General features: G+C 64.8%; 17 protein-coding genes and 4 pseudogenes. 8 read left to right on the top strand and 13 right to left on the bottom strand.

The genetic code is table 11. The features are described 5' to 3' along the window. Positions 1-21 precede the first annotated feature (21 nt). Positions 22-1,137, bottom strand: coding sequence for a PrpF domain-containing protein (locus PSR88_RS03955; RefSeq protein ID WP_029538108.1), 1,116 nt, complete (start codon positions 1,135-1,137; stop codon positions 22-24). 206 nt (positions 1,138-1,343) lie between these two features. Beyond that, the gene (locus PSR88_RS03950; protein ID WP_009473408.1) at positions 1,344-2,741 is read right to left on the bottom strand and encodes an SLC13 family permease; all 1,398 of its coding nucleotides are present in this window, start codon (positions 2,739-2,741) and stop codon (positions 1,344-1,346) included. Between the two features lie 435 nt (positions 2,742-3,176). Here PSR88_RS03950 and PSR88_RS03945 point away from each other — a divergent pair, with 435 nt between their 5' ends. Beyond that, entirely contained in the window at positions 3,177-4,097 is a 921-nt protein-coding gene (locus tag PSR88_RS03945) for a LysR family transcriptional regulator (protein ID WP_011594017.1), read from the top strand. A gap of 179 nt (positions 4,098-4,276) precedes the next feature. Further along, positions 4,277-4,444: pseudogene (locus PSR88_RS03940) on the top strand (ABC transporter ATP-binding protein); the annotation flags it as partial. Positions 4,445-4,449: 5 nt separating this feature from the next. On the opposite strand, the gene PSR88_RS03935 reads toward PSR88_RS03940, so the two are convergent. Beyond that, positions 4,450-5,430, bottom strand: a complete 981-nt coding sequence (locus tag PSR88_RS03935; protein ID WP_016880704.1) for a UPF0158 family protein — start codon at positions 5,428-5,430, stop codon at positions 4,450-4,452. A gap of 470 nt (positions 5,431-5,900) precedes the next feature. Here PSR88_RS03935 and PSR88_RS03930 point away from each other — a divergent pair, with 470 nt between their 5' ends. From PSR88_RS03930 to PSR88_RS03910, 5 genes and pseudogenes are all read left to right on the top strand, one after another. Next, entirely contained in the window at positions 5,901-6,194 is a 294-nt protein-coding gene (locus PSR88_RS03930; protein WP_237723870.1) for a hypothetical protein, read from the top strand. After that, positions 6,110-6,655, top strand: a pseudogene (locus PSR88_RS03925) (response regulator transcription factor); the annotation flags it as partial. The gene PSR88_RS03930 and the pseudogene PSR88_RS03925, both read left to right, overlap by 85 nt. Before the next feature lie 544 nt (positions 6,656-7,199). Further along, the gene (locus PSR88_RS03920; protein WP_051004113.1) at positions 7,200-8,471 is read left to right on the top strand and encodes an acetyl-CoA carboxylase biotin carboxylase subunit family protein; all 1,272 of its coding nucleotides are present in this window, start codon (positions 7,200-7,202) and stop codon (positions 8,469-8,471) included. Positions 8,472-8,506: 35 nt separating this feature from the next. Further along, positions 8,507-10,522 carry a hypothetical protein gene (locus PSR88_RS03915; protein ID WP_016880701.1) on the top strand — a complete coding sequence of 672 codons (2,016 nt, stop codon included), beginning with the start codon at positions 8,507-8,509 and terminating at the stop codon, positions 10,520-10,522. A gap of 151 nt (positions 10,523-10,673) precedes the next feature. Next, the gene (locus PSR88_RS03910; RefSeq protein WP_009473397.1) at positions 10,674-10,856 is read left to right on the top strand and encodes a YidH family protein; all 183 of its coding nucleotides are present in this window, start codon (positions 10,674-10,676) and stop codon (positions 10,854-10,856) included. Between the two features lie 405 nt (positions 10,857-11,261). Here the strand turns inward: PSR88_RS03910 and PSR88_RS03905 are convergent. Next, positions 11,262-11,484, bottom strand: a pseudogene (locus tag PSR88_RS03905) (phosphatidylserine/phosphatidylglycerophosphate/cardiolipin synthase family protein); the annotation flags it as partial. Positions 11,485-11,694: 210 nt separating this feature from the next. On the opposite strand from PSR88_RS03905, the gene PSR88_RS03900 reads away from it, so the two are divergent. Next, positions 11,695-11,988, top strand: a complete 294-nt coding sequence (locus PSR88_RS03900; RefSeq protein WP_016880700.1) for a hypothetical protein — start codon at positions 11,695-11,697, stop codon at positions 11,986-11,988. Positions 11,989-12,197: 209 nt separating this feature from the next. Here PSR88_RS03900 and PSR88_RS03895 read toward each other — a convergent pair whose 3' ends face one another. The 9 genes and pseudogenes from PSR88_RS03895 to PSR88_RS03855 form a co-directional block, all read right to left on the bottom strand. After that, positions 12,198-12,509 (bottom strand): hypothetical protein, encoded by a 312-nt coding sequence (locus PSR88_RS03895; RefSeq protein WP_237723869.1) that lies wholly within the window; start codon positions 12,507-12,509, stop codon positions 12,198-12,200. Between the two features lie 880 nt (positions 12,510-13,389). Further along, positions 13,390-13,839 (bottom strand): hypothetical protein, encoded by a 450-nt coding sequence (locus tag PSR88_RS03890; protein ID WP_237723876.1) that lies wholly within the window; start codon positions 13,837-13,839, stop codon positions 13,390-13,392. Positions 13,840-13,987: 148 nt separating this feature from the next. Continuing rightward, positions 13,988-14,120: pseudogene (locus PSR88_RS03885) on the bottom strand (transcription antitermination regulator); the annotation flags it as partial. Between the two features lie 128 nt (positions 14,121-14,248). Beyond that, a complete protein-coding gene (locus PSR88_RS03880) occupies positions 14,249-15,484 on the bottom strand; it encodes a fatty acid desaturase family protein (protein WP_016880697.1) in 1,236 nt (411 codons plus the stop codon). Between the two features lie 281 nt (positions 15,485-15,765). Further along, positions 15,766-17,307 carry a bifunctional 3-(3-hydroxy-phenyl)propionate/3-hydroxycinnamic acid hydroxylase gene (locus PSR88_RS03875; RefSeq protein ID WP_016880696.1) on the bottom strand — a complete coding sequence of 514 codons (1,542 nt, stop codon included), beginning with the start codon at positions 17,305-17,307 and terminating at the stop codon, positions 15,766-15,768. Further along, a complete protein-coding gene (locus PSR88_RS03870; RefSeq protein ID WP_016880695.1) occupies positions 17,304-17,660 on the bottom strand; it encodes a DoxX family protein in 357 nt (118 codons plus the stop codon). The genes PSR88_RS03875 and PSR88_RS03870 overlap by 4 nt, the downstream gene beginning before the upstream one ends. Further along, the gene (locus PSR88_RS03865) at positions 17,657-19,546 is read right to left on the bottom strand and encodes an acyl-CoA synthetase (RefSeq protein WP_016880694.1); all 1,890 of its coding nucleotides are present in this window, start codon (positions 19,544-19,546) and stop codon (positions 17,657-17,659) included. The genes PSR88_RS03870 and PSR88_RS03865 overlap by 4 nt, the downstream gene beginning before the upstream one ends. Then, positions 19,543-20,481 carry a fumarylacetoacetate hydrolase family protein gene (locus PSR88_RS03860; protein ID WP_016880693.1) on the bottom strand — a complete coding sequence of 313 codons (939 nt, stop codon included), beginning with the start codon at positions 20,479-20,481 and terminating at the stop codon, positions 19,543-19,545. The genes PSR88_RS03865 and PSR88_RS03860 overlap by 4 nt, the downstream gene beginning before the upstream one ends. Beyond that, on the bottom strand, positions 20,478-21,611 hold the full coding sequence (locus PSR88_RS03855) for a VOC family protein (protein ID WP_016880692.1): 1,134 nt from the start codon (positions 21,609-21,611) through the stop codon (positions 20,478-20,480). The genes PSR88_RS03860 and PSR88_RS03855 overlap by 4 nt, the downstream gene beginning before the upstream one ends. Positions 21,612-21,703 lie beyond the last annotated feature (92 nt).

The following is a 21,703-nucleotide window of genomic DNA, read 5'->3' as shown; positions in this document are numbered from 1 at the left end:
GGCCGGTGCGGTGCGGGGTCCTCACCGCGCGGACCCGACCAGTGCCGGAGCCGGTGCCGGGGCGGTGACGAATAGTTCCGCCGACGCGATGCGGCGGGCCGCCCGGTGCAGGGTGACCGATTCGAGGATTCCGTCGGCCGAGGTGGCGAGGTCGACATCGAGGACTCCGGCAGGTGTTCCCACCCGCAGCGATCCCGGCCACCGGACCTGCGTGTTGGCGGTGACGACACCGGCCACGGTGGACGCCGCAGCGACGGCGACCGCGGACGTGAGCCCGATCGCCGGGTGCGGGGCGAGCATCGACAGCATCCGGACCGAGACGTCGTAGTCGTCGGCGCTGATGTCGACGCCGGCGCTGGTGCGGTAGTTAGCCGGCGGGCCCACGACACCAACTTTCGGAATCGCATGGGAGATGGGATCTCCCGGCTTGCTCAGTCCCATCCGCAACGATGATTCCTGTCGTAGCCGGAGCAGCAACGGCAGGTGTTCGGCGATGGTCTGGTTGTCCTCCGCGCCGGTCAGCCCGAGGTTGGCGGCGTCGAACAACGCCGCCGGGGCTCCGGCGACGACCATCGTGGCTCGGTACGTGTGGTCGGCAATCGAGATCTGGTCGGCGGCGGCGCCGGTGGGCAGGAGCGTGGTCGCACCGGCGGCGAGACCGGTAAAAGTGAGACCAACCGGAACCCCCAATGCGCTGGTACCGGGTACGGCCGCGTCACCCTCGGTGGGGATCATCCCGCCCGGGGTGGCGATCTCGGCGTGCAGGATCGCGCCGGTGTTCTGGTTCCGCATCCGCACGGTCGTCGCCCGGGGATCGACCGGAACGAACCCGGACTGCAGCGCGTACAACCCGATCGCGGTGGCGCAGTTGCCGCAGTTGCTGCCCCATTCGACCCGGCGGTCACCGATCGCGACCTGCGCGAACAGGTAGTCGACGTCGATTCCGGGTTCGCTGGAGCGGCGCACGATCGCCGCCTTCGAGGTGGTCGAGCTGCCGCCGCCGACACCGTCGAGCTGACGCGGATCACCGGAGCCGAACGCGGAGGTCAAGATGGCATCCAGGCCGCCGGCCTGGGCAATGAGTGGATCGACGTCGAAGGCGTTGAACAGCCAGCATTTGCTGGTTCCTCCCCGCATCCAGGTTCCATGAAGTGTGAACACGGTCCGGCCCACCTTTCGGGTTTGAAGAGTCTGTGAGGCACCGCTGGAGGCTCTGATCGGATGGGGAGCGTGCTTCCCAGCGGTGTCCCACTACCCACCCTGACTGACATCAGGGTGGAGAACAATAGCGAATAAGTCGATGAGGGTTAACTTCAGCTAAACCCTCGCGGGCTGTCGACGCGTCAGACCAGCGTCGGGACGACCACCAGCACCAGCCAGCACAGAGCCGGCGCGATCGCGACCACGATCCCCGCGTTGAGCAGCAGCTGGCGGTAGAACCGGGGACGCTCGATGTTCTGGGCATTGGCGAGGACGAGTGCGCCGTTGGTCGAGAACGGGGAGACGTCGACCACGGTGGCGGAGATGGCGAGGGCGGCCACGAGTCCGACGACCGGCAGTGCTCCGGTTTGCAGCAGTGGAAGCGCGAGCGGGATGACCGCGGTGAGAAGCGCTGTCGACGATGCGAACGCCGAGGTGACGCCGATGACGTAGCAGAGGACGACGGCGACCAGCAGCGGTGCGCCGATCGTGATCGCCATCTCGGCGAGGTGATCGATCGTGCCGATCTCCTCCATCAGCGAGATGTAGGTGACCATGCCGGCGACGAGCAGGACCGTGGACCAGCTGATACCGGCGATGGCCTCACTCTGCTTGGACAGATCGGTGAAGGCGAGGATTGCACCGGCCGCGATGGCAACGAAGCTGATCGGCATGTGCAGGACCAGGACCAGCACCAACACCGCGCCAATCAAAACGAGGGTGAGCTTCTGGACCCCGGTGACCGGCAGCACGTCGTGATCGGTGACGGCCTCGGTGCGCGGTGTCCGGATGAGTACCTGGGTACCACCCGTGCCGGACGAGCCACCGGCCGGGGTTCCCCCGGGTCCCGCGATCGGGGTGCCGGCCGCGCTCCCGCCGCCGTCGGGCTCGATGCCGGCGCTCGAGCCGGTAGCGGTGAATTCGAGGTCGTTTCGTACCCGGGCGAGGATGCCGTAGCCGACCACGGTCAGGACCGAGAGCAGCAGGTTGATGCCGTAGCTAGCGAAGAACAGGGTCCAGGGGGCGATCGTCAGGCCGCTCGACTCGACGATGTCACGGACGAGGACGCCGGAGACCGAGATCGGCGAGAACGCTCCAGCGTGCGCCCCGTTGATCGTCATGATGCCCATCACCAGCGGGCTCATCCGGGTCCGGGCGGCGAACGACATCGCGGCCGGTGAGATCAGAGCGACGGCGGCCGGGCTGAACGTGCCCAGGGCGGTGAGCACCGAGGCGCAGAAGAAGAACACCCACGGGATGACCGTCACCCGTCCGCGAACGCCACGTATACAGGCGTTGACGAGCAGATCGATAGTCCCGTTCTTCTTCGCCATACCGAAGAAGTAGGTGACGCCGATGATCGTCAGCACGATCGAACTGGGGAACTCGGCGAGGATTTCCTTGTCGTCGTAGCCGAGGAGGAAGTACCCCACGACGAACGCGCCGATAAACCCCAGGATGCCGATGTTGATGGGGAAGAAGGTGGCTATCACGAACATTGCCACCAACGCGATCAGTGGCAGTATCTCGATGGAAGTCATGGGCGTACTTTCGGTTCGCTGCGGGGCCGGTCGAACGGCGCCTGGACGGCGGCCGGTCGCGACGGACAGACATGAATACGGTTCGGAGCCACGCGATACGGATCGGGAGCTGTCACTCCCGCCGGCGCACTCCACGGTGCATATCGCCGCCGCCCGAGGTGACTGTCGACGGCGTCGGCCGCCCACCCCGCACCGGGTTGCAGTACCTCATCGATGCCGGCCGAGGGGCGCCGAAGTGAGCGCACTGGGCGACCGACGGGATCGACAGGGCGATTCGGTGCTGTGATCCCGGGTGGTGAGGGAGTTGCGATCGTCTGCATGTCACATCCTTCGCTTGATCATTACCCAGATCACACTATGAGCGGGTTATGTTTATGACAATGTCGTATTTCTACGGCGGGGTTTAGCAGAATTAAAGGCTTGTGGGAGGTATCGATGCGCAACTCGTTCGATGTGGTGACGCTGTTCCTGCTCCTCGACATCGCCGAGGCCGGATCCCTCACCGGCGGCGCCGAACGCGCCAACGTCACGCCATCCGCCGCGTCGCAACGCATCGCCAAGTTGGAACAGGAGATCCGGCAGCCGGTACTGACCCGCCTGCCTCGCGGCGTCCGGTTGACGGAGGCCGGTGAAATTCTCGTCACGCGTGCGCGGCTGTTCCGCCAGGAAATGCGCGCTGCCCGTGGTGACTTGGAAGCTCTGCTGGGGCTCGAGCGCGGCACCGTCCGACTCGGTTCCTTCCCGACCGTCAGCGCCTCACTGCTCTCGGACGCGCTGAAGGACTATCACGCCCACTGGCCAGGCATCGACGTGCGGGTCCAATCCGCGGTTCGCCCGCGACTGTTGGAAATGCTCCATTCGAGCGAGGTCGAAATGGCGTTGCTCTGGAGTTACGACTGGACCGAGGAGACCGAGAAATCCCTGGCCCTCATACCGCTGATGGAGGACGAAACGGTCCTGCTCGTCCCGCTCGAGGGGCCATACATCGACAATGTCGCGGTGGCATCGCTGCGATCGGCGAAGTGGATCATCCGCAACGCAGACCACCCGGCCGCCGAAGTGCTCTACCGTAGCTGCGAGACGGCAGGGTTCACCCCGAACGTCGTCTACGAGGCCCATGACTACCAAGAGATCGAAGCGATGGTCGCCGCGGGGGTGGGCATCGCCATGGTTCCGCGTCTGGCCGTCGCACACCATCGCCCGGACGTCCACGCTGTGCGATTTCTTCCCACCGACCGGGTTCCGACACGATCGATTTACATCGCTTCGCTCGCGCGTCGGCAGTACACCCCGAGCATGCATGCCGTCTCCCGGGCGCTGCACGACGCCGCCGACACCATCACCGCGCGACGCTGACTTTCGTCTCCGCCCTGGAGTGAGGACAGGTATCGATGCAGCATCGACCAGCCGAGCCAGTCCAGCCGGGATCACCAGGACGTCGTCCGCGTTGTATACCTGCGCGCCAGCGCACGAGAATCTGGAGCGAACTCGCCCCTGCCCGAGATCCTACGAGTTCTCGCCCGATCTTGCGGACCGCCGCCGAGATCGTCGCGACGATCCTGATCGTCTCGCACAACATCAACCTCGCGCGGACGGTGCCGGACAACATCGGCATGCTGTTCCGTCGTCATCTGGTGATGTTCGGTCCACGGGAGGTGCTGCTCACCAGTGAGGAGCCGGTGGTCAAACAGTTCCTGTGTGGTGCCCGTCAGCCCACGCGGATGCCGTTGTCGGCGAGGAACTCGCGGGCACGACCCAGTTGACGGTCGGTGGCGAAGGTGTACCACGGGTCGGTGAGGCTCTCCTGGTGGACGAGGTCGCGGAATCGGCCGAACGCGCCCTTGCCCTCGATCGCCCGCTCCAGCCGCTCCCGCAGCGCCGAATCTTGTTGCCGCTCGGCGAAGGCCGCCATGTCCCGCCAGCCATCCCGGGAGCCGGTGCGGTCGAACCGGAGCCAACGGTCGGGCTCGGTCTCCACGTCGACGGCGGCGTCCTCGCCGACCATCATCGGATCGGTGCTGCTGGCGTCGTACACCTGTCCGGTGCGCAGGTCGAGGTAGCTACCGGTGGACATGCCCAGATCCCCCTCCCATTCGGCACCGAGCATCTCGAGGTCGACTGGCACCACCCGCCCGGCCAGCGGCTCGCCGCGCAGACACGCGAGCAGGTCCTCGGCCAGCACCCCGTCACCCGCGCCGGCGCGCCAGGTCAGCCGGTTGATGACCGACACCGCCACCGGCTCGGCCTGCTCCCGTCGCTGCTTCAGTGCCATCGGTATTCCGGCCCCTACCTGTTGCAGCGCGTCGTCGACGTCATGTCCCCCGCATCGCGGTGAGGAACCTGGCGGCATCTGCTGTCGCATAGCTGCGCGCAGCTCGGACACATCGAGTGCGAGCACCTGCCCGTCGTCGTCGGACCACCGGCGCCCGTACTGATCCGGGATGGCGCCCCACCCCCAGTACGGCAGAGGCTTCCCTGGCGTGATCCCCAGCACTTCCAGGGGGTCGACCTTGTCGCCGCCGATCAGACAGCGGTGGGTCCAGTCATCACCCAGGTCGAAGGTGAACTGGAACTCCGCCCCGGGCTTCAGGAGCCGGGCGACTTTGGCCGACTCGATGTTCACCGCCTCGGTGATGGGCCCGCCGAGTGACTCCACCATCTCGGCCCCAGTCTCCGTGTCGGTGACCATTCGTCCATCGGCAAGGGTGAACATCGACAGGTGCGAGCGGTCCCACCGGGCGACGGCGTCGTTGATCGCATTCGCGAGATCCAGGAAGGTATGCGACGGTCCGACCGCGAAGACGCGGCCGGGCCATGGCTACAGTTCCTCGCCGCGCCCGCCGAGCAGCTCCACCGTCACCGACCACCACGTTCGTGCAATTCCTCGAGGATGGCATGCGGGCCGCGGCGCCGCCTGCCCACAGCCGCAAACCGCGCACAGCGCTTCACCGCTAACGGATCCGCTTACGGAACGAAGGCGGACTGCCGCCAGCATGCTCTGGGACGTCACTTCGTCCCGGTGCGGGTTCCTGCAAACACGCGTGGTGATTCGGCCGCCTGCGGAGACTGGCTGTATGGCAAGCGAATGGCAGGATTTGGAACGACATGTCAGCTGGGTACTGGGTTCGCGACGGAGTCGAGGTGATGCGGAAAACCACGGTGGTCTCACTCGTGCCCGCCCGGTTCGAAGCCTATGGCCGCGTGCTGTACCCGGTGCAGTCGGTCGACGACGGCGGGCATACGCGGTGGCTGCGCTGGTCGGACATCGCCCGTGTCACGGGTGCGATGCCTCATCCTTCGATGGAGCTGGAGACAATGCTCGAATTCGCCCCGAAGGGATACTTCCAGTCGGCCCCCATCGTCCCGGAGTGGCGGTCGCCGTGTGGCGACGCGGCGATCGTGAACGAGGCGTCCAGCTGCTCGGACAGGCGCTGCAAATCGACCTCAAAGTGAACGACCGGTTCAATGCAAGCCAGTGTCTGCAGGCGCTGGCATGGATCGGGCATCGGAGGAGCTCAGCCGGTCTGTGGGAAGCCCGATTGTCGTACTGCCCAATTTGAGCGAGTACCAGAAAGCCTGTGAAGGCGCGACGCAGCGTGCCTCGAGTACGGAGGCTTATGCATCTGCGCATCGTGACGGCGCGGCGTTAGGTTTCGACGCCGCGGTCGCCTATGCCTTGGGTGAGCAACTTCATCCTCCGGAGGCGATCCCTTGCGGTCCCGCCGCACACCTGACAAAGCGTGAGCTGGAGGTTGCTGATCTGATTGCCGAGGGCCTGACGAATAAGGAGATCGCTGCTCGCTTGGTAATTTCCCCTCGCACCGCTCAGAGGCCATGTCGAACACCTACTTACGAAGTTGGGATTCACTTCACGCGCACAGGTCGCGGCATGGGTCGTCGAAACACGCAGAGAAAATTCTGTGGCCCATGTTGCGGCGTTGGTGGCGGTGATGATGGCCGCTGCCTCCTGCAGCACCGCACCGCAGTACACGGATGCGAACATCGAAACACTGCCCTCGAATGCAGTAGGAACCGTGTCGCTCGGCGACCGCGCGGTCGAAACCTTCCGTGGTCGGACCCTGGTGTTCGTCTTCGACGAGAGCGGAAACGTCCTCAGCCGTTGGAAAACGGACGCATCGGCGGCAACCAGGTGGTGCCTTACACCACAACGTAGTCACCGCCTGCTGCCATGCAGTGACCACACACACCGACACCGCCGCATCGATACCCCTCTCATCGAGCACACCCCGTGCATCGATCTGAAACAACCCAAACAACGTCTCGGCTGGTCAGGCCGGTGTGAGACGGCACTGAACCGGTGTGGGAACGGGCCGAAAACCGCCTGCAGGTAGCCTTCACTGCATGGATGCGGTGAAGATCGACGCAATCGAGCGTTACCGCGCTGTCAACGACGCTGCGGCCACGCCCGAATTTCGTCTGCCCGCTCATGCGTTCCGAATGCCTTTCGAGAGGAGCAGAGAGTTGTCGGTATCGAAGCCCGAATCGAAAACCAGAAACCCAGAGAAAGGGTATGTCGCCCTTCTGGGTTGGAGTTTGAATGCTATCGAAGCTGTTGACCGTTTCGACAGGCGATATCTCGTCGTCGCGCCCGATTGGGCCGAAGATTATTGCAAGGAACACGGAATTCCGTATGTGCCGTGGAATTTCGAGCGATTGAACGATCGTTCCATGGAGATCGCCGAGACGCTGAAGGAGAAAGGTGTCGACGTCGCGATCCCACTGTTCGAGGAGACCGTCGAGTGGGCGGGCGCGATCAACTCCGTTCTTCTCGACAATCCACGACTCTTCGGCCAGTCTCTGCTGCTGCGCGACAAGGCCTTGATGAAACGTCGCGCCCAACTCGGCGGCATCCGCGTGGGAATCTTCGAGGAAGCCCACGAACGCGACGACGTCATCCGATTCCTCAAGCGAGTCAACCAGACATTGCTCAAGTTGGACGGCGACCCGAACGATCCGATCCATCTCAAAGCCTTCGACAAGGCCGGCAGTCTCGGGCACCGGGTGATCCGCACCCCGGATGAGGTCGACACCATCCCGGACGAGGAGTTCCCGGTCTTGATGGAGTCTCATCTGGACGGGTGGGAGTTCGCAGTCGAGGCATGGATTCACAACGGAAAGATCCGCTTCCTCAACATCTCGGAGTACGTGACCCTCGGATACTCCGTGTTCGTCCCGGCCACACCGGAGTTGGAGAAGTACCGTCCGGAGATCACTCGTCAGATCGAGAAACTGATCAAGACCTTCGACATCGAATTCGGGTTCGTTCATCCCGAGTACTTCGTCACCAGCGACGGAGAGATGTACTTCGGAGAGGTCGCGTACCGTCCGCCGGGCTTCAAGGTGTTCGAGTTGCTGGAACGTGCCTACGGGTTCAACGCATATCAGGGCCTGGTGCTGGCATTCGATCCCAAGACGACGGAAGAAGAAATCGAGGACTTCTTCCCGAAGGAAGTGGTGGACGCCAAGGGGCATGCCGGCTGTTTCGGTGTCTATCCACGACGACGCGTCGTCAGCCAACTGTGTATGCCAGAGGAGACCGAGGACCACATCTATTTCGAATCCCACGAGCTCACAGCGCCATTGGAAGAGACGGTCACCAAGCGAACTGCATTCGGCACGCACTGGGGACTCCTCCACTTCTTCGGTGACGATCCCTACGAGATGCGTGATCTACTGAAGAAACAGGAAGAACTCGACTTCTACGTTTGAGTCGAGCAGGTCCGTTCATACGTGAGGATCCCCGGTTGAAATCGACCAGCAGCGATACGAATACCGACAGCACGACGTTGGAGAAACGTCTGGCCGGGCTCGACGATGCCACCCGATCGTTGGCAGTGACCCGCGATTTCGGTAAACACGTCAAGCTACGCCCGGTGCTGGACGCCCTGCGTCTGGTTCTGTTGCAGCCGGGGGGCGCCGCAGCGGTGCAGGCCCGCGCGGCGGACCTGGACGAAGCGGGCCTGTTCGTCGGCACCGACTGGGCCGAACCACAGATTCTCATCCCGGCGCTGAGCACTGGAGCATTGAGCAGCGCCAATGCGGACACGGTGGTACTGGAGGCCGTCAACGAATTGCGCCTGCTGGCCGTCGCCAAGGGCGAGTATGCGCACCCGTTGATCTCCGCCGAGCAAGCCAGGCAACATCTTTCGCAAGTCCTGGCCGTCAACATGTCGCTGTTGTTGACGCCCCCCAGCGAAGCGGAGCGTGAACAACAGGGACGCCTGGCGCAGGCGACCCGGGCACTGTTCCGTCATCTGGGACAGGGTGTCGGCTACGACAACATCCTCGAACACCTCGTGGAGGAGATCTGGAGGATCCTGCGGCAGCGGCCAATACAGGTCGATCAGGTCAAGCAGATGATCACACAGATCGCCGTATACAGGAACAGTCCGGACATCGAACCGGGTGCCAGCGGGGTCGGCGCCGATCGTCTGATCAGCAGTCTTTTCGGCACAACGGACGCCTGCCGGGAAGACCCGGGCGTCGACGTCTACCGCAGTCGCCTGGAAGCAATGGACAGCAGCGGCCTCCAGTACGAAGCGGCCGGATTCGCGCGCGCAATGCACGACACCGGACTGGTCTCGCCGTACCACGCCGTACTGCTGCGGTACCTGCTCGAAAAAGGGGAGTACCTGATCGGGGAAGCCCTGGGGCTGTCCAGCACCGGCCGCGACTGCCTGCTCTGCTACCACGACCTGGTGCGCAGCCTCATCGACAATGCGGTCCATATCGAGACCGCCCAATGCATCTACGGTCTCGCATTGATGCTGGAACGGGGCATTCTCTATCAACCGGCCGTCGCCCCCGCCATGTGGCGCCAACTGGCGCAACCACTGTCGGCGTCCTCGCGGCAACGCCTGACCCAGACCTTCGGGCCGACGCTGGACGCTCGGGCTTGGCTGTTGTCCGGAATGCTGTCGATCCTGGGCTTGCCGCTGGGAGTGGGACAAGGCGACAACCCGACGTGCCAGTCGGCGAGGGCGCTGTCTATGTGGGCGTACAACGATCCGGACTACCTGCTCCAAACCCTGGTGTGGGCGGCACGAGACGACGAGATCGTCATGCATTTCGAAGGGCAACCGATATCGTCTCGCGACAGTGCGTCCGGTGTTGCGACCGTGCTGCCAGTCGACCTCGACCCGGTATCGCTGCTCGTCGTGCCGCACCTCGACCGCATCTACGCGGAGATGGGGAGGCGGTGCGCCGACCGCGAAGGCGACCCGCACCGCTGGGTCAACCCGGAGTTCCACGGCTGGTGGTCGGGCCGCGGGTTCCGTATCAACGTGGACGTGCCAACCGGCAAACTGACCGAACTCGACGAGTTCCTTCGTCATTTTTATGCCAGCTATCACCCCTTCTACAACGGCAACCAACCGCTCATTCACCCCCAACCGGCCGGTATCGCTGTCACCGACAGCGCCGCCCGATTCATCGGCTGGCATGCGATCACCGTGCTGCGGGTCAATTTGGACCCGCAAGAGGTGATGCGCGTCTACTTCTACAACCCCAACAACGACAGCGGACAGGACTGGGGTGACGGCGTCGTCGTGAGCACCGCAGGTCACGGCGAAAGATTCGGCGAATCTTCGCTACCGTTCGAGCAGTTTGCCTCCCGGCTGTACATATTCCACTTCGATCCACTGGAGCCAGGCGAAGTAGCTGGGGTCACCCGAAGCGAGCTCGATCGCGTGGTGGGGCACATCCACCGCAGTTGGGGTGCGGATCGGCTGCCGGAACTCGAGACACACACAGACTGTTGACTCGACTTCACGCCGCAATCATGGTGCCGGTCCGGACGATGCCCGGGCGTGCACGGATCAGCCTCTTTGGCGTGCGCTCACCGGCCTGCTGACGCCGTGTCGGTTTTTGAGTTAGGTTCGTGCGGGCAGATGGCGACCCCGAGCCTTCCGCGTGGGTACAGATCCGGATCCACGTTTCACCCTCGCGAACGAGCGGACGTTTCTGGCCTGGATCCGGACGTCGCTAGGGCTTCTCGCGGCCGCCGTAGGGTTCCAAGCCTTTGGGGCCGAGTTGGTCGGCCCGACGGTCCACACGGTGCTGGTGATCGGAATGCTCGCGGGTTCCGCTGGTTGACCGCTGGCCCAAGTCCGAATTCGCCCCATACCGGCCGAAGAACGCCTGAGCACACGCGGGTTTCGCAGTTTCAAACGGCGAGAATCGGCGAACCCGCGCGCTTCGGCACGTCCACCACGCCGAGGTCCTCACCCTCACCGGTGACTCCTACCGCACAAGACAACGGCACGAGTTGTTCGGCAAGAACACCCGAGCTAGCAACGACTGACCAAAGTCAGGGTGGTTGATTTTTGTTCGTCGCGTGGATCGCTTTTCGGCCGTCTTTGACACTGCTGACCGACAACCCACACACTGTCACGATCGACCGGATCGCCGGAGTCCCTGTCCGCCACCCCGACATTGTTTTCGCAGGTAACCTGCTGCTTGCCTCCCGTCGAATTGATCACCTTAATGATGGGCGCCGGGCCTAACCCCGGCCTCTCCGTGGTAGGCGAGCGCGATCGGGGAGGTCAGGGGTGTGCCCCGCGGCGCGGGAGGCGTTGACGACGAGGACGTCCCCGGCCCGCAGCGGCAGCACAGCGGGTGCGTCTTGGCCGAGGTGGGCAATCGTGGCGTGCCGGGGACCGCGGGTGCGGATGGCGCGGGTGATGTGCGGCCACGGGCTCGGCCCGTGGAAGGTGGTCGCCATACCCGGAAACGGTAGCGGGTATGCACGCGCGGCTTGGTGTATCCGGATTCGGTATCGACCGGTCAACTTCTAACTTCGTGTTGGGGTGGGGTGTTTGACCTTCCTGGGGTGGGCGAACGGACCCCTGGGGTTGCTTCAGATCGGGCGCTGGAGTGGGCAGAGTTGTACCTGTCACCGATGCACTTCCCCCGACATCCTCAGGAGAACTGAATGATCAACGCCCGCCGAACCGTTGCCGCTATCGCCTTCACTGCCTTTTCGGTTCTGGGTGCGGTCGGGGCGGCGTCCGTCGTTCAGGCCGAGCCGATCGGTCCGAACGGTCCCACCGGTGGTCCGTGTCCGATCGTGAACACGGACTCCCAAGGCAACGAGACGGTGACGTACGGCAAGCCCGGCGATCGCAATGGCGCCCTGGTATGTGGTGCGGACGGTGAATGGACAGTCGGCAAGACCAAGGGCAACCTCGGGCAGATCCAGACCCAGCCCGGACTCTCACGCGGTTAACCGACAGCAGCCTCCGCTGTGTCGTCAGTTCAGGTAGAAGTGATTTTTGGGCTCATCCTCGTCTACGGATCCAGTGGATACCGTCAGCGCCCGGCAGGTACGGATGCGGTGCGTAGCAGGGGAAAACTCGCCCGTGTACTACGCGCCGGCCACCACGTGGGGATCGTCCGGAGTGAGCTGCTACCGACCCACGCAATTGTCTACTCGCTCTAGGGAACCGGGAAGGATCCGAACCCAGGGTTGACCGGTACTTGAGGCCATCGGTCGCTCGCGGGCGGCAGGACGTGGGCGTTGACATCGGCGGTCGCGACGACCGTTCCGCTGCCGGTGCCCACTGTCGCCGGGGTATATCGGCACCTCTCATCCGGCGCGATGGGGCCACTGAAGTCGCCGGGCCGCACGGCTTGGAGCACGGTGGTGCCGGTGGCGCCGGTGGTCAGGTTTCGCCAGTTCACCGACACATCGATACAGTCGAACGTGGTGATCGCGATCGTGGTCGAGGGCTCTGCCGCAAGAGTCACCACGCCAGGTGCACCCGTGGTTGCGGACGGAGTCACGGTTGCCAGCAGGTACGGTACCCAGCATCTGAATCCCACTGTGCTACATGCGGAGACGAACGTCACCGGGGCCTGAAACATCGTCGTCGTCGCCGGGACCGGCGGCGGGTTCGCAGTCGCCGCAGCGGACGAGACTAGCGGCGCAGCGAGGATGGCCACGGACCCCACAGTCCAGGCGACGGACGAACGAGGAAGCGAAACCCACCGCATGGTGTGCCCTCCAATGTGGGACCTGTCCCGACCCTGCTGCAGTGTCAGCGTACTCGCTGAGCGCCCACCAGCTACTCAACTTGAGCTCGGCGAACTGCGGGGCGTTGGATTCGTATGCCCTGTTCACCGGCTCAATTCTCCAGCCGGCTTGTCCCGCCGACATCCGTCTTCCGGCGCGTCAGGGAACAAAACCGACGGTCGTAGTCAGCCTGTCGCATTGGCTGCCACCGTGCGTGCGAATCCCGTTCCGACGGTTTCAGTTCAGGTCGAGTTCGGGTGCGGTGGCGAGGTACTCGATCTGTTCCAACGTGATCGGCACGGTGGAGCCCTTCATAGGGGTGGTGCTGATGAGGATCTGTTGGGTGGAGGGGAGAGTTAGCGAGAAGTAGGCGCTGCCGTGAGCGGGGTAGAACCCGCGGGTGACGGTGGACCGTCTGCTGACACCGTCGTGACACGATTCGGGTCGATCTCGTTCAGGTACTCGTCCTGTCGTGAGGATGCGGGTTGACCACTGACGACGACGATCTCGAGGCGCCCTTCCCCGGCAGCCGATGTCACGGTGACCACCTCACAGACGGTGTCCTTGCCGAAGTCGGTCAACCGGAGTGATCCGATCGGCCGATCCAGGGTGAGGTCAGTATTCCCCGGCATGCTCGCCCACCGTGCTTCGAGTGCCCGGTCGAGCCGGGTCACCTTGTCCCGGGGTCAGCTCCGGGCCGTTCCAATCGGTGTAGGCCCCACAGGATCGCATCAGCGGCACGGCCGGGATGACGGGTGCCGTCACCGCCAGGGACGGGGTTGTCGCGATCGCGGTCAACTCGTCGAGGGTCAACGGGATCTGTCCGCTGTGCCGGCTGCCCGTCCTTGGGTCGGTGTTGTCGGCGTCATTGGCCGTGGCCACGATCCGGGTGCCGTCGGGAAAGTACGCGACGACGGTGCGTTCGAGCGTGCGGACACCGTTGATCTCGTACCAGGTGTCCAGTAAGTCGAGCACCGTGCCGTCCGGGCGGGTGTCGCGTCGATCCAGCGCTCCTGCCACGCACGGCAGGACGGGGCGGTCCCAGGCCTGAACATCGACGGTCAAGGTTCCGATGTGCCCGTCTCGGACCAGCGAGACGCGGGCGTTGGTCGACCCGTTGAACAGGTCCGCAGCTCCCTCCTGTGGGAAGGCGGAGAGGTTGACATCGGTGATCGGCTCGAACTGTAGGGTTCGGCGAGTGCGGCAAGCCTTCCCGGGCTGCGAATGTACCGGAAGCGCTGATCATCCGTTCCAGAAACCGCGCCACGTGCGTGGTCCTGGGGATGCTTGGGGGACAACAATAATGCGGTGGTCGGGACGATCTCGCCGGGCTGGTAGCCGGGCATGTGGGCGACCGCACCGGACCATTCTCACCGCTGCCCATTCCGCAAGCAGCAGAACGGTTCGGCTAATCGACATGCTCCGTGACGATTAGCCGACCGCGTTCTCCGCAGCAGCCCGGAATAGTTGCCGGTCAGCGCATTCCGAGGATTCGGCGGACGGGACCGCGTTTGCGCGTCTTCTTGATCGTCGTCGCCAGGCCGATGCGGCGGCCGGTGAGTGGATCGGTGGCGGGGGGACCGCCGAACCCGGCTTCGGACGCGGTTTCGGGTGCGGCGTCGCGGGTGTCGGTGAGGTATTTGTCGGGAAGCGAGAGTTTCGCGATGGTCCGCCACGACTTCCAGTACTGCACCGCGAGCGGGCCGGTCGTGTACGGCAGGTCGTACTTGTCACATAGCTGCTTCACGCGGATCGAGATCTCGTGGTAGCGGTTGGAGGGCAGGTCCGGGAAGATATGGTGCTCGATCTGGTAGCTCAGGTTGCCGGTCATGAAGTCGATGACGGGGCCGCCCGAGATGTTTGCGGAACCGAGCATCTGCCGCAGGTACCACTGGGCGTGCGTCTCGGTGTCGACGTCGGTCTTGGTGAACTTCTCGGCGCCGTCCGGGAAGTGGCCGCAAAAGATTACGGCGTTGGTCCACAGGTTGCGGACGAGGTTAGCGGTCGCGTTCGCCTTTGCAGTGGACTTCCATGCCTTGCCTGTCAGTGCCGGGTACACGACATAGTCCTTGAGGGTCTGCCTGCCGAGCTTGGCGAGCACTTCCTTGCCGCGCGTCTTGGTGAGTTCACGCTCGTCCCGGCCTCGGGTTACTTTGCCCAGCTCGAGCAATTGGATGGCGAGGCCGTATTGGAACAGCGCCGCGAGAATCGCGTTGTAGGCGAGGTTGCCGAGGTAGAACGGCTTCCAGCGCTGGTCACGGGTGACGCGGAGTAGGCCGAAGCCCACATCGTCGTCCATGCCGAGGACGTTGGTGTATTTGTGGTGGGCGTAGTTGTGGGTGAGCTTCCAGTGCGCCGACGGATCGGCGTTGTCCCATTCCCAGTTCACGGAGTGCACCTCGGGATCATTCATCCAGTCCCATTGCCCGTGCATCACGTTGTGCCCGAGCTCCATGTTCTCGATGATCTTCGACAACGAGAGCATCCCGGTGCCCAGTACCCACAGCGAGCGCTTGCGGGAGCCGAAGAGCACCGCCCGGCCGCCGAGTTCCAGGCCCCGTTGCAGCCGGATGGTGTTGCGGAGGTACCGGGCGTCGCGTGCACCGCGGGATTCCTCGATGTCTCGTCGGATCGTATCCAGGTCGCGGCCGATGGCCTCGACGTCGGCATCCGTGAGGTGCGCGTATTCCTTGATGTCTGATATCGCCATGAACCTACGGTATCGTAAGTTACGCTTCCGTAGGTTACGGGCGGGTATTGTATGACGCGAATCACTTCGACTGGTGCACAGCATCTTTCGATGTCGAAAGTGCGCTGGACGAGCCACATGCCGCGCTTCCGGGCCTGCGGCGACGACCGACCGCACCGTCCTGCAGGACAGCGCGGACGGTCGTATCGCTGCGGGCCCGGTCGGAATGCGAGGGTCATACATCGGGCCGGTGGCTCGCAGCATCGGCAGGCGTGAGCAGTGGAGACTTCGTCAGGGGTGGGTCACTGGGTGAGGAATGTTGGCGTGCGGGTGGTGTGGAAGCGTGGGAGGGCGGCGGCGAGGGCGGATAGGTCGTTGCCGCTACTGAGGACGGTGCCGTCGGGCCGGATGATGGCGGCGCGGGCGCGGCCGCGGCGTAGCCAGCGGTGCAGATCGGTGCCGGGTCGAGCCAGCAGGACTGTGCCACCGCGTTGTTCGATGTCGGTGCGTTGTGTCGTGGTCGGGGAGAAGGAGGTGACGACCGCGAACCGGCCGCCGACGACCTCAGCGAACCGGCGGCCCTGAGCGAGGTCCGGATTCGGGATCAGGCGGCCCGCTCGGCTTCTGCGGAGTCGGGGTCGTTCTATCAGAGTGGAGCGGTGAAGGGCCGGGGTTTCGCCGTCCATGATCTTGTCGCCGAGGCCCGGGATACGGTGCAGCAGTGGTACGACGATGCGACGGATGAGGTTACCGAGTTCGCCGCCTTCGGTCATGGCCATTCCGACCAGCTTGGCGCGCCGGATCAGTGCGAGCGCGTGGGGCTTGCGTTCGATCTCGTAGGTGTCGAGTGCGCTTTCGGGCAGACTTCCGGTGAGGACGCCGGCAAGTTTCCAGGCGAGGTTCATCGCGTCGCGGATCCCTGCCCCCATCCCCTGTCCGATGAATGGCGGTGTGAGATGGGCGGCGTCGCCGAGTAGGAACACGCGCCGGTCGCGCCATCGGTCCGCGATTTGGGCTCGGAACGTGTACTCGGCCACGCGGACAAGTGTCAATTCGTCGACCGGTGTGTTCCGTGTCCAGGGCGAGATGAGGGGTTGTAGTCGAGCCATGTCGCGATAGTCGTCGGCGGTCTCGCCGGGTTCGAGCCGGAACTCCCAGCGGTAGCGAGTGTGTCCGATGCGCATGTATGTTGCCGCACGCACCGGGTCGCACACCTGGTGGGCGCCCTCCCACGCGCCGAGGTCGGCGGTGGTCGCGACGTCGACAACCAGCCAGCGTTGGTCGAACTTCAGGTCCCGCATCGTTGCCTGAATCTGGTTTCTGACCAGGCTGTTGGCGCCGTCGCAGCCGAGGACGTATCTGGCCCGGACCGATTCCTGCACACCGGTGTTTCGGTCGGTGAAGTCGACGCGAACGCTGCCGGTCGTGTCGTCGGCCAGCCCGGTGACCTCGACGTTGCCGCGGAGGGAGGCCTTCGGGTGCCGTGCCAGGTTGGCGCGCAGGATCTCCTCGAACTGCGGCTGGTCGAACATGTTGGCCTCGGGGTAGCCGTGGACGCCCGGACCGGGGTCTCGGTGGAACTCGGTGAGAACGCGCATGTTCCGGTCGACAAGCCGCAACCCGAGGCAAGGCCGGGAGATCGCCGCGAACTCCTCGGCGATCCCGAGGTGCGCCACGATCCGGTGGATCTCACCGTCGAGGTGGACCGCCCGCGGCTGCGCATAGACGCCCTCCCAGCGCTCGAGTAGCAGGCACTCGACACCGTACTGAGCCAGCAGCGTGGCGGCGGTCAGCCCGGTGGGTCCGGCACCGACGATGACGACTGGGACGACCCGTTCGCTCATCGGATCGATCCGAACAGGACTACGAGGTAGGCCACGATCGCTACACCGACGACGATGGCGGGCGCCATCTCACGCAGTCCGTCACCGTTCCGTACGTGTGCGACGACGGCACCTACCATCAGGAGTAGCAGCCCGATGGCGGCTGCGGCGCCGAGCGCCGGCACGAGACCGCCGATCAGGAGACCGACGGCACCGGCGACTTCGAGCGCACCGATGCCCCGATACGTGCTGACGGGCATACCGACGTGGGCTGCCCGTTCCCGCATCGGCGAGGTCGCCGCTATTTTGCCGACGCCGAGCAGGAGGTAGAAGACTGCGAGGCAGAGTGCCAGAACTTGTGATGCGGTGGTCATGTGAGCACCGTGACCTTCCAATTGATCGCATATCGGTTCAAGATCGCCTTGACCGCCGGTTCGCCGGCAGTTCCGTCGATCTCGACAGTGGCAAGGATCGAACCGTCCTCGACGGACGCCTGGATGCTGCCGATGCCTGCGAGGGTGGCGAGGGCATGCTCGAGCTCGCGCCGTGTCGCGTCGGCGCGCAAAGCGAGTTTGTAGAGCTTGCCTACCGCTGTGACGGGCAACGCCGGGAGGATGGTGACCGCCTTGGGTGCCGCGGCCCGTTCGGGAACGCGCTCGCCCGCCCAGGCTTGCAGCTCGTGCGCGGTGACACCGGCGTCTGCGACGACGGTGACGTAGGCAACGGGCACTTCGCCGGCGTGGGCATCGGGGCGTCCCACCGCGCTGACCGCGGTGACCTGTGGATGGGCTAGAAGAGCGTCTTCGATGACCGCTGGATCGATGTTGTGCCCGCCCCGGATGATGATGTCCTTCGCGCGTCCGACCAGGTAGATGAAACCGTCGCTGTCGATGCGCGCCAGGTCGCCGGTGTCGAGCCAGCCGTCGACCAGTTTGCCCATGCCGTCGAGAACGGGCCCGTGTTCGTCGTGGCCGGAAACATAGCCGGCGAACACCGTCGGACCGCTGATCGCCAGCACTCCGGTGGCTCCGGTGGGCAGGTCGTCCCAGGTGCCGTCTTCACGGACGCGTACCACCTTGACCTGCTGATAGGGCATCCGTAGCCCGACCGATCCGGGTCGTGGTGCGTCGGGAAAGCTGCGTGCACTCGCGCAGGTTGCCTCCGTCAGTCCGTAACCTTCGAGAAGGGGGACACTCGTATGGTCCTGGAACTTCATGGCGACCGCAGTTGGCAGAGGCGACGCTCCCACCATGGCGAAGCGCAGACTACTGATGTCGGCATCGACCGGGCGCTGCGCGAGGGCCGCGTAGACGGTGGGCACCGCGCTCATCGATGCGATGCGGTAGTGCTCGACGATCTTCCAGAATTCGCTGGACAGTGCCGGGTCGCGATAGCCGAGCGGGCCGGCCCACACCACACCCTGGCCCTTGAACAGCGGCGCGAGCAGCGTGACCATCAAGGCATTGACATGGAACAGTGGCAGGGCGGCGAAGACGACGGCGTCCGAGTCCCACGACGAGTTCGCGGCCAGCATCCAGGCATCGGCGGCCTCGTTGTCGTGGGTGTGGGCGGCCAGCTTAGGAACACCGGTGGTACCACCGGTGTGAAACAGTGCGGCCACGTCGAACCCACGGGGGGGATCACCGACGAAATCGGAGGATTCGATATCGGCCGCCAGCGCACTGAGGTAGCCGATCCGCACTCCGTCGACCTCGGGCAGGTCCGCAGGAGCGCCGGCGGCGCCGGTGGGCCGCAAGACCAGCACGGCGTCCACCTTCCCGCTCAGGGCGATCTGGTGCGCGGCCTCCCATGTCTCGGGCGCAAGTTCCGGTCCGGCCGCGACGAGTACCCGGGCACCTGAGCGGCGCAGCAATTCAGCGATGTGCTGCTGCGACTGCGCGGCGTTGATGGGAGCAGCGATGCCGGCAAGCTGTGCGGCGAGAGTCGCGGGGATCAACTCGGCGCAGTTGGGCGCCATCACGGCGACCGCGTTCCGGCGCCGCACGCCCAGACGATGGAGCAGGTTCGCGTAACGATGAACATCGTCGAGTAGTTCGGAGAAACTGCGCTGCAACGGCTCCCGCCACCGTGCAGCGTCCGGTAGGACGGTGAGCGCGAGGCGATCCGGCCACATGCGGGCCGCTCGGGTGAGCAACGCATAGGTGGACTCCGGAAGCCCCCGATCGCGCAGCGGCACGGCCTCGATCGTCGCCAGATCCGTGGGAACCGCATAACGCGGCCACAGCAGGTCGGTGGTCATCGCGCGTACCTCACCACCGTGCGCTGGCGCCCCAAGTCGATGGTCCCGTCGTCGGTGGCGACGGTGGCTTCGATGAGGTCGCCGTCCTGAAGGTAGTTCGAATTCTTGGCCTGGCCCTTGAAGAAGAGCTTCCATTTGACTGCCGGCGGCAGCAGGGAGGAGAGGATTGCGATCGGCTTCGGTGGGGCGCTCAGCGCCGTCCCGACCGGTGTTCCGGTCAGCAGCAAGTCCCCGGCATCCAGGCGTTGAAACCGGGTCAGTGCCTGCAGAGTCTCGGTCGGCTGGTAGATCATGTCGGCAACGGTCATGTTCTGGCGCGGCTCACCGTTGACCCAGAGCCGCAGGCGCAGGTCGGTGAATCGCTTCAGCTCGTCGCCGTCCAGCAGTACCAGCGCGGGGCCGACCGGGGTGAACGTCGGGTATGACTTGCCTTCGTAGAACTGCGTTTTCGGAAGCTGGATGTCGCGCGCGGAGATGTCGTTGGTGACGACCAGCCCGGCAACGTAATCGGCGAGATTGTCTGTGGTGACCGCCGTCCCGACCGGGATGTCGCGGGCGAGGACGAGCCCGATCTCCACCTCGTAGTCCAGTAGCCGGACATGGGCAGGACGGATCACGTCGTCGTTGGGGCCGCTGATCGAACCGGATGCCTTGCGGAAGAAGGTCAACGGAATGGTGTCGGGATTCATCCCGGCATCCTCGACGTGCGAGGCGAAGTTCGTCATCTGAGCGACCACCCGGCACGGGGCGGTGACCGGAGAAAGCAACGAGAGGGTCTCGACGGGCACGGCGCCCTTGCTGGACGCCGCGGCCTCGACGGCCGGTCGGTCGGCCAGCAGTTGGGCGGTGGTGGTGGCCTCGGTGTCTACCCGTGCGGCACCCGTGGGTGTGTCGACCCACCAGGCATCGGCGGTGCGGAGGACGGAGATGGTCATGAGCTGGCAACTTTCAGAAGGCCGCGGAGGCGGTGGAGGTCGAATTCGTTGTCGGCGCGCAGCGCATTGACAATGGCGCGCAGTTCCTGGAGTGATTCCCGACCGGGGTTCAATCCGAGGAAGTCTTTGGTGGCGGGCGGCCCCCACTGGGACAGTCCGGACGCGGTCATCGGTGCCCAGCCCGCATCGAGGGTGTCGTCGAAGAGATCGCCGTCGCTGAAGTGCTCGACCAAGAATCCGTCAGGGTCGCGCCAGTAGTCGAAGATCTGGCTGCCCTGGATGTGTCGGCCGATGCCCCAGGACCGGCGGTAGCCCCGGTCGAGCAGGTATTCGCCACCTGCGGCGAGGCAGTCGAGGTCGGCGACCTGATATGCCGAATGCACATAGCGGTTGGCCGGGCCGAGAACCATTGCGAGCGTGTGATGGTCGGTGGGCGTGGCGCCCCGGTCACAGCGGATGAAGCTCATGATCGGGCCCCGGGCCCGTTGTCCGGGGTAGTAGAGGAAGTCGCTGACGATCAGTCCGAGGTGCTCGAGGTACCAGTTGAGTGTTTCGAGATACGTCGTCGTCTGGAGCACGACGTGCCCGAGCCGTTGCACGGTGGCCGGCGCGCGGGGCGGCCGCTGGGGAGCGTTCACCCGGCCGCCGTCGTGTCCGAAATTCAGTGGAAGCGGAGCCTGGTCGGACAGCGCGGGCAACTCGAACGTGTCGGACACGACGCGCACTCCCAGAGCGCTGGGATCCATGAGATCGACAGTGATCCCGCCCAGACTCTCGGGCAGGGGCACGACCGCACCCCCGACCGCGTCCGCCAGTCGCAGCACGTCGGTCGCGTCGGCCGCCCGGAAGGCGGGACCGACGAACCGCGACCGTGGACCCCGGCGGATGAGCACGCAGGGCGAACCGGGGTCTGTCCCGCGCAACTGCAGGTCGTGTGCGGTGCGAAGCGCTGTCGCAAAACCGAAGGCATGGGCGAACGCCTCCGCCCGATCGAGGTCAGGTTTTTCGAACTCCAGCCACGCGAGGTCATGCACTTTGATGATCGGCTCGGCGGCCCGACCCCGGTGCTCGCCCGCCAGCGCGCCCTGCTCACTGTGCAGACCGGTATGCGGGTCATGGTGGGCAGTCATTGACCACTCCCTTCAATTTGTGAGGATATCGTCACTCAAGAGGATATCGTCAGTCAAGACGTTTTGAGGAATTCGTCAATATTGATGACACG

The organism is Rhodococcus sp. DK176 (assembly GCF_038447315.2).
Lineage (GTDB): Bacteria > Actinomycetota > Actinomycetes > Mycobacteriales > Mycobacteriaceae > Rhodococcus_F > Rhodococcus_F jostii_A.
The sequence above is the reverse complement of the archived record's forward strand: the minus strand, read 5'-3'. Positions and strand labels throughout refer to the sequence as shown.

What these genes read in the sequence shown, in the direction of transcription:
- PSR88_RS03955 (WP_029538108.1), bottom strand. Translation starts at nt 1,137, where the DNA reads ATGCGGGGAGGAACCAGCAAATGCTGGCTGTTCAACGCCTTCGACGTC.
- PSR88_RS03950 (WP_009473408.1), bottom strand. Translation starts at nt 2,741, where the DNA reads ATGACTTCCATCGAGATACTGCCACTGATCGCGTTGGTGGCAATGTTC.
- PSR88_RS03945 (WP_011594017.1), top strand. Translation starts at nt 3,177, where the DNA reads ATGCGCAACTCGTTCGATGTGGTGACGCTGTTCCTGCTCCTCGACATC.
- PSR88_RS03935 (WP_016880704.1), bottom strand. Translation starts at nt 5,430, where the DNA reads ATGGTCACCGACACGGAGACTGGGGCCGAGATGGTGGAGTCACTCGGC.
- PSR88_RS03920 (WP_051004113.1), top strand. Translation starts at nt 7,200, where the DNA reads ATGCCTTTCGAGAGGAGCAGAGAGTTGTCGGTATCGAAGCCCGAATCG.
- PSR88_RS03900 (WP_016880700.1), top strand. Translation starts at nt 11,695, where the DNA reads ATGATCAACGCCCGCCGAACCGTTGCCGCTATCGCCTTCACTGCCTTT.
- PSR88_RS03880 (WP_016880697.1), bottom strand. Translation starts at nt 15,484, where the DNA reads ATGGCGATATCAGACATCAAGGAATACGCGCACCTCACGGATGCCGAC.
- PSR88_RS03875 (WP_016880696.1), bottom strand. Translation starts at nt 17,307, where the DNA reads ATGAGCGAACGGGTCGTCCCAGTCGTCATCGTCGGTGCCGGACCCACC.
- PSR88_RS03870 (WP_016880695.1), bottom strand. Translation starts at nt 17,660, where the DNA reads ATGACCACCGCATCACAAGTTCTGGCACTCTGCCTCGCAGTCTTCTAC.
- PSR88_RS03865 (WP_016880694.1), bottom strand. Translation starts at nt 19,546, where the DNA reads ATGACCACCGACCTGCTGTGGCCGCGTTATGCGGTTCCCACGGATCTG.
- PSR88_RS03860 (WP_016880693.1), bottom strand. Translation starts at nt 20,481, where the DNA reads ATGACCATCTCCGTCCTCCGCACCGCCGATGCCTGGTGGGTCGACACA.
- PSR88_RS03855 (WP_016880692.1), bottom strand. Translation starts at nt 21,611, where the DNA reads ATGACTGCCCACCATGACCCGCATACCGGTCTGCACAGTGAGCAGGGC.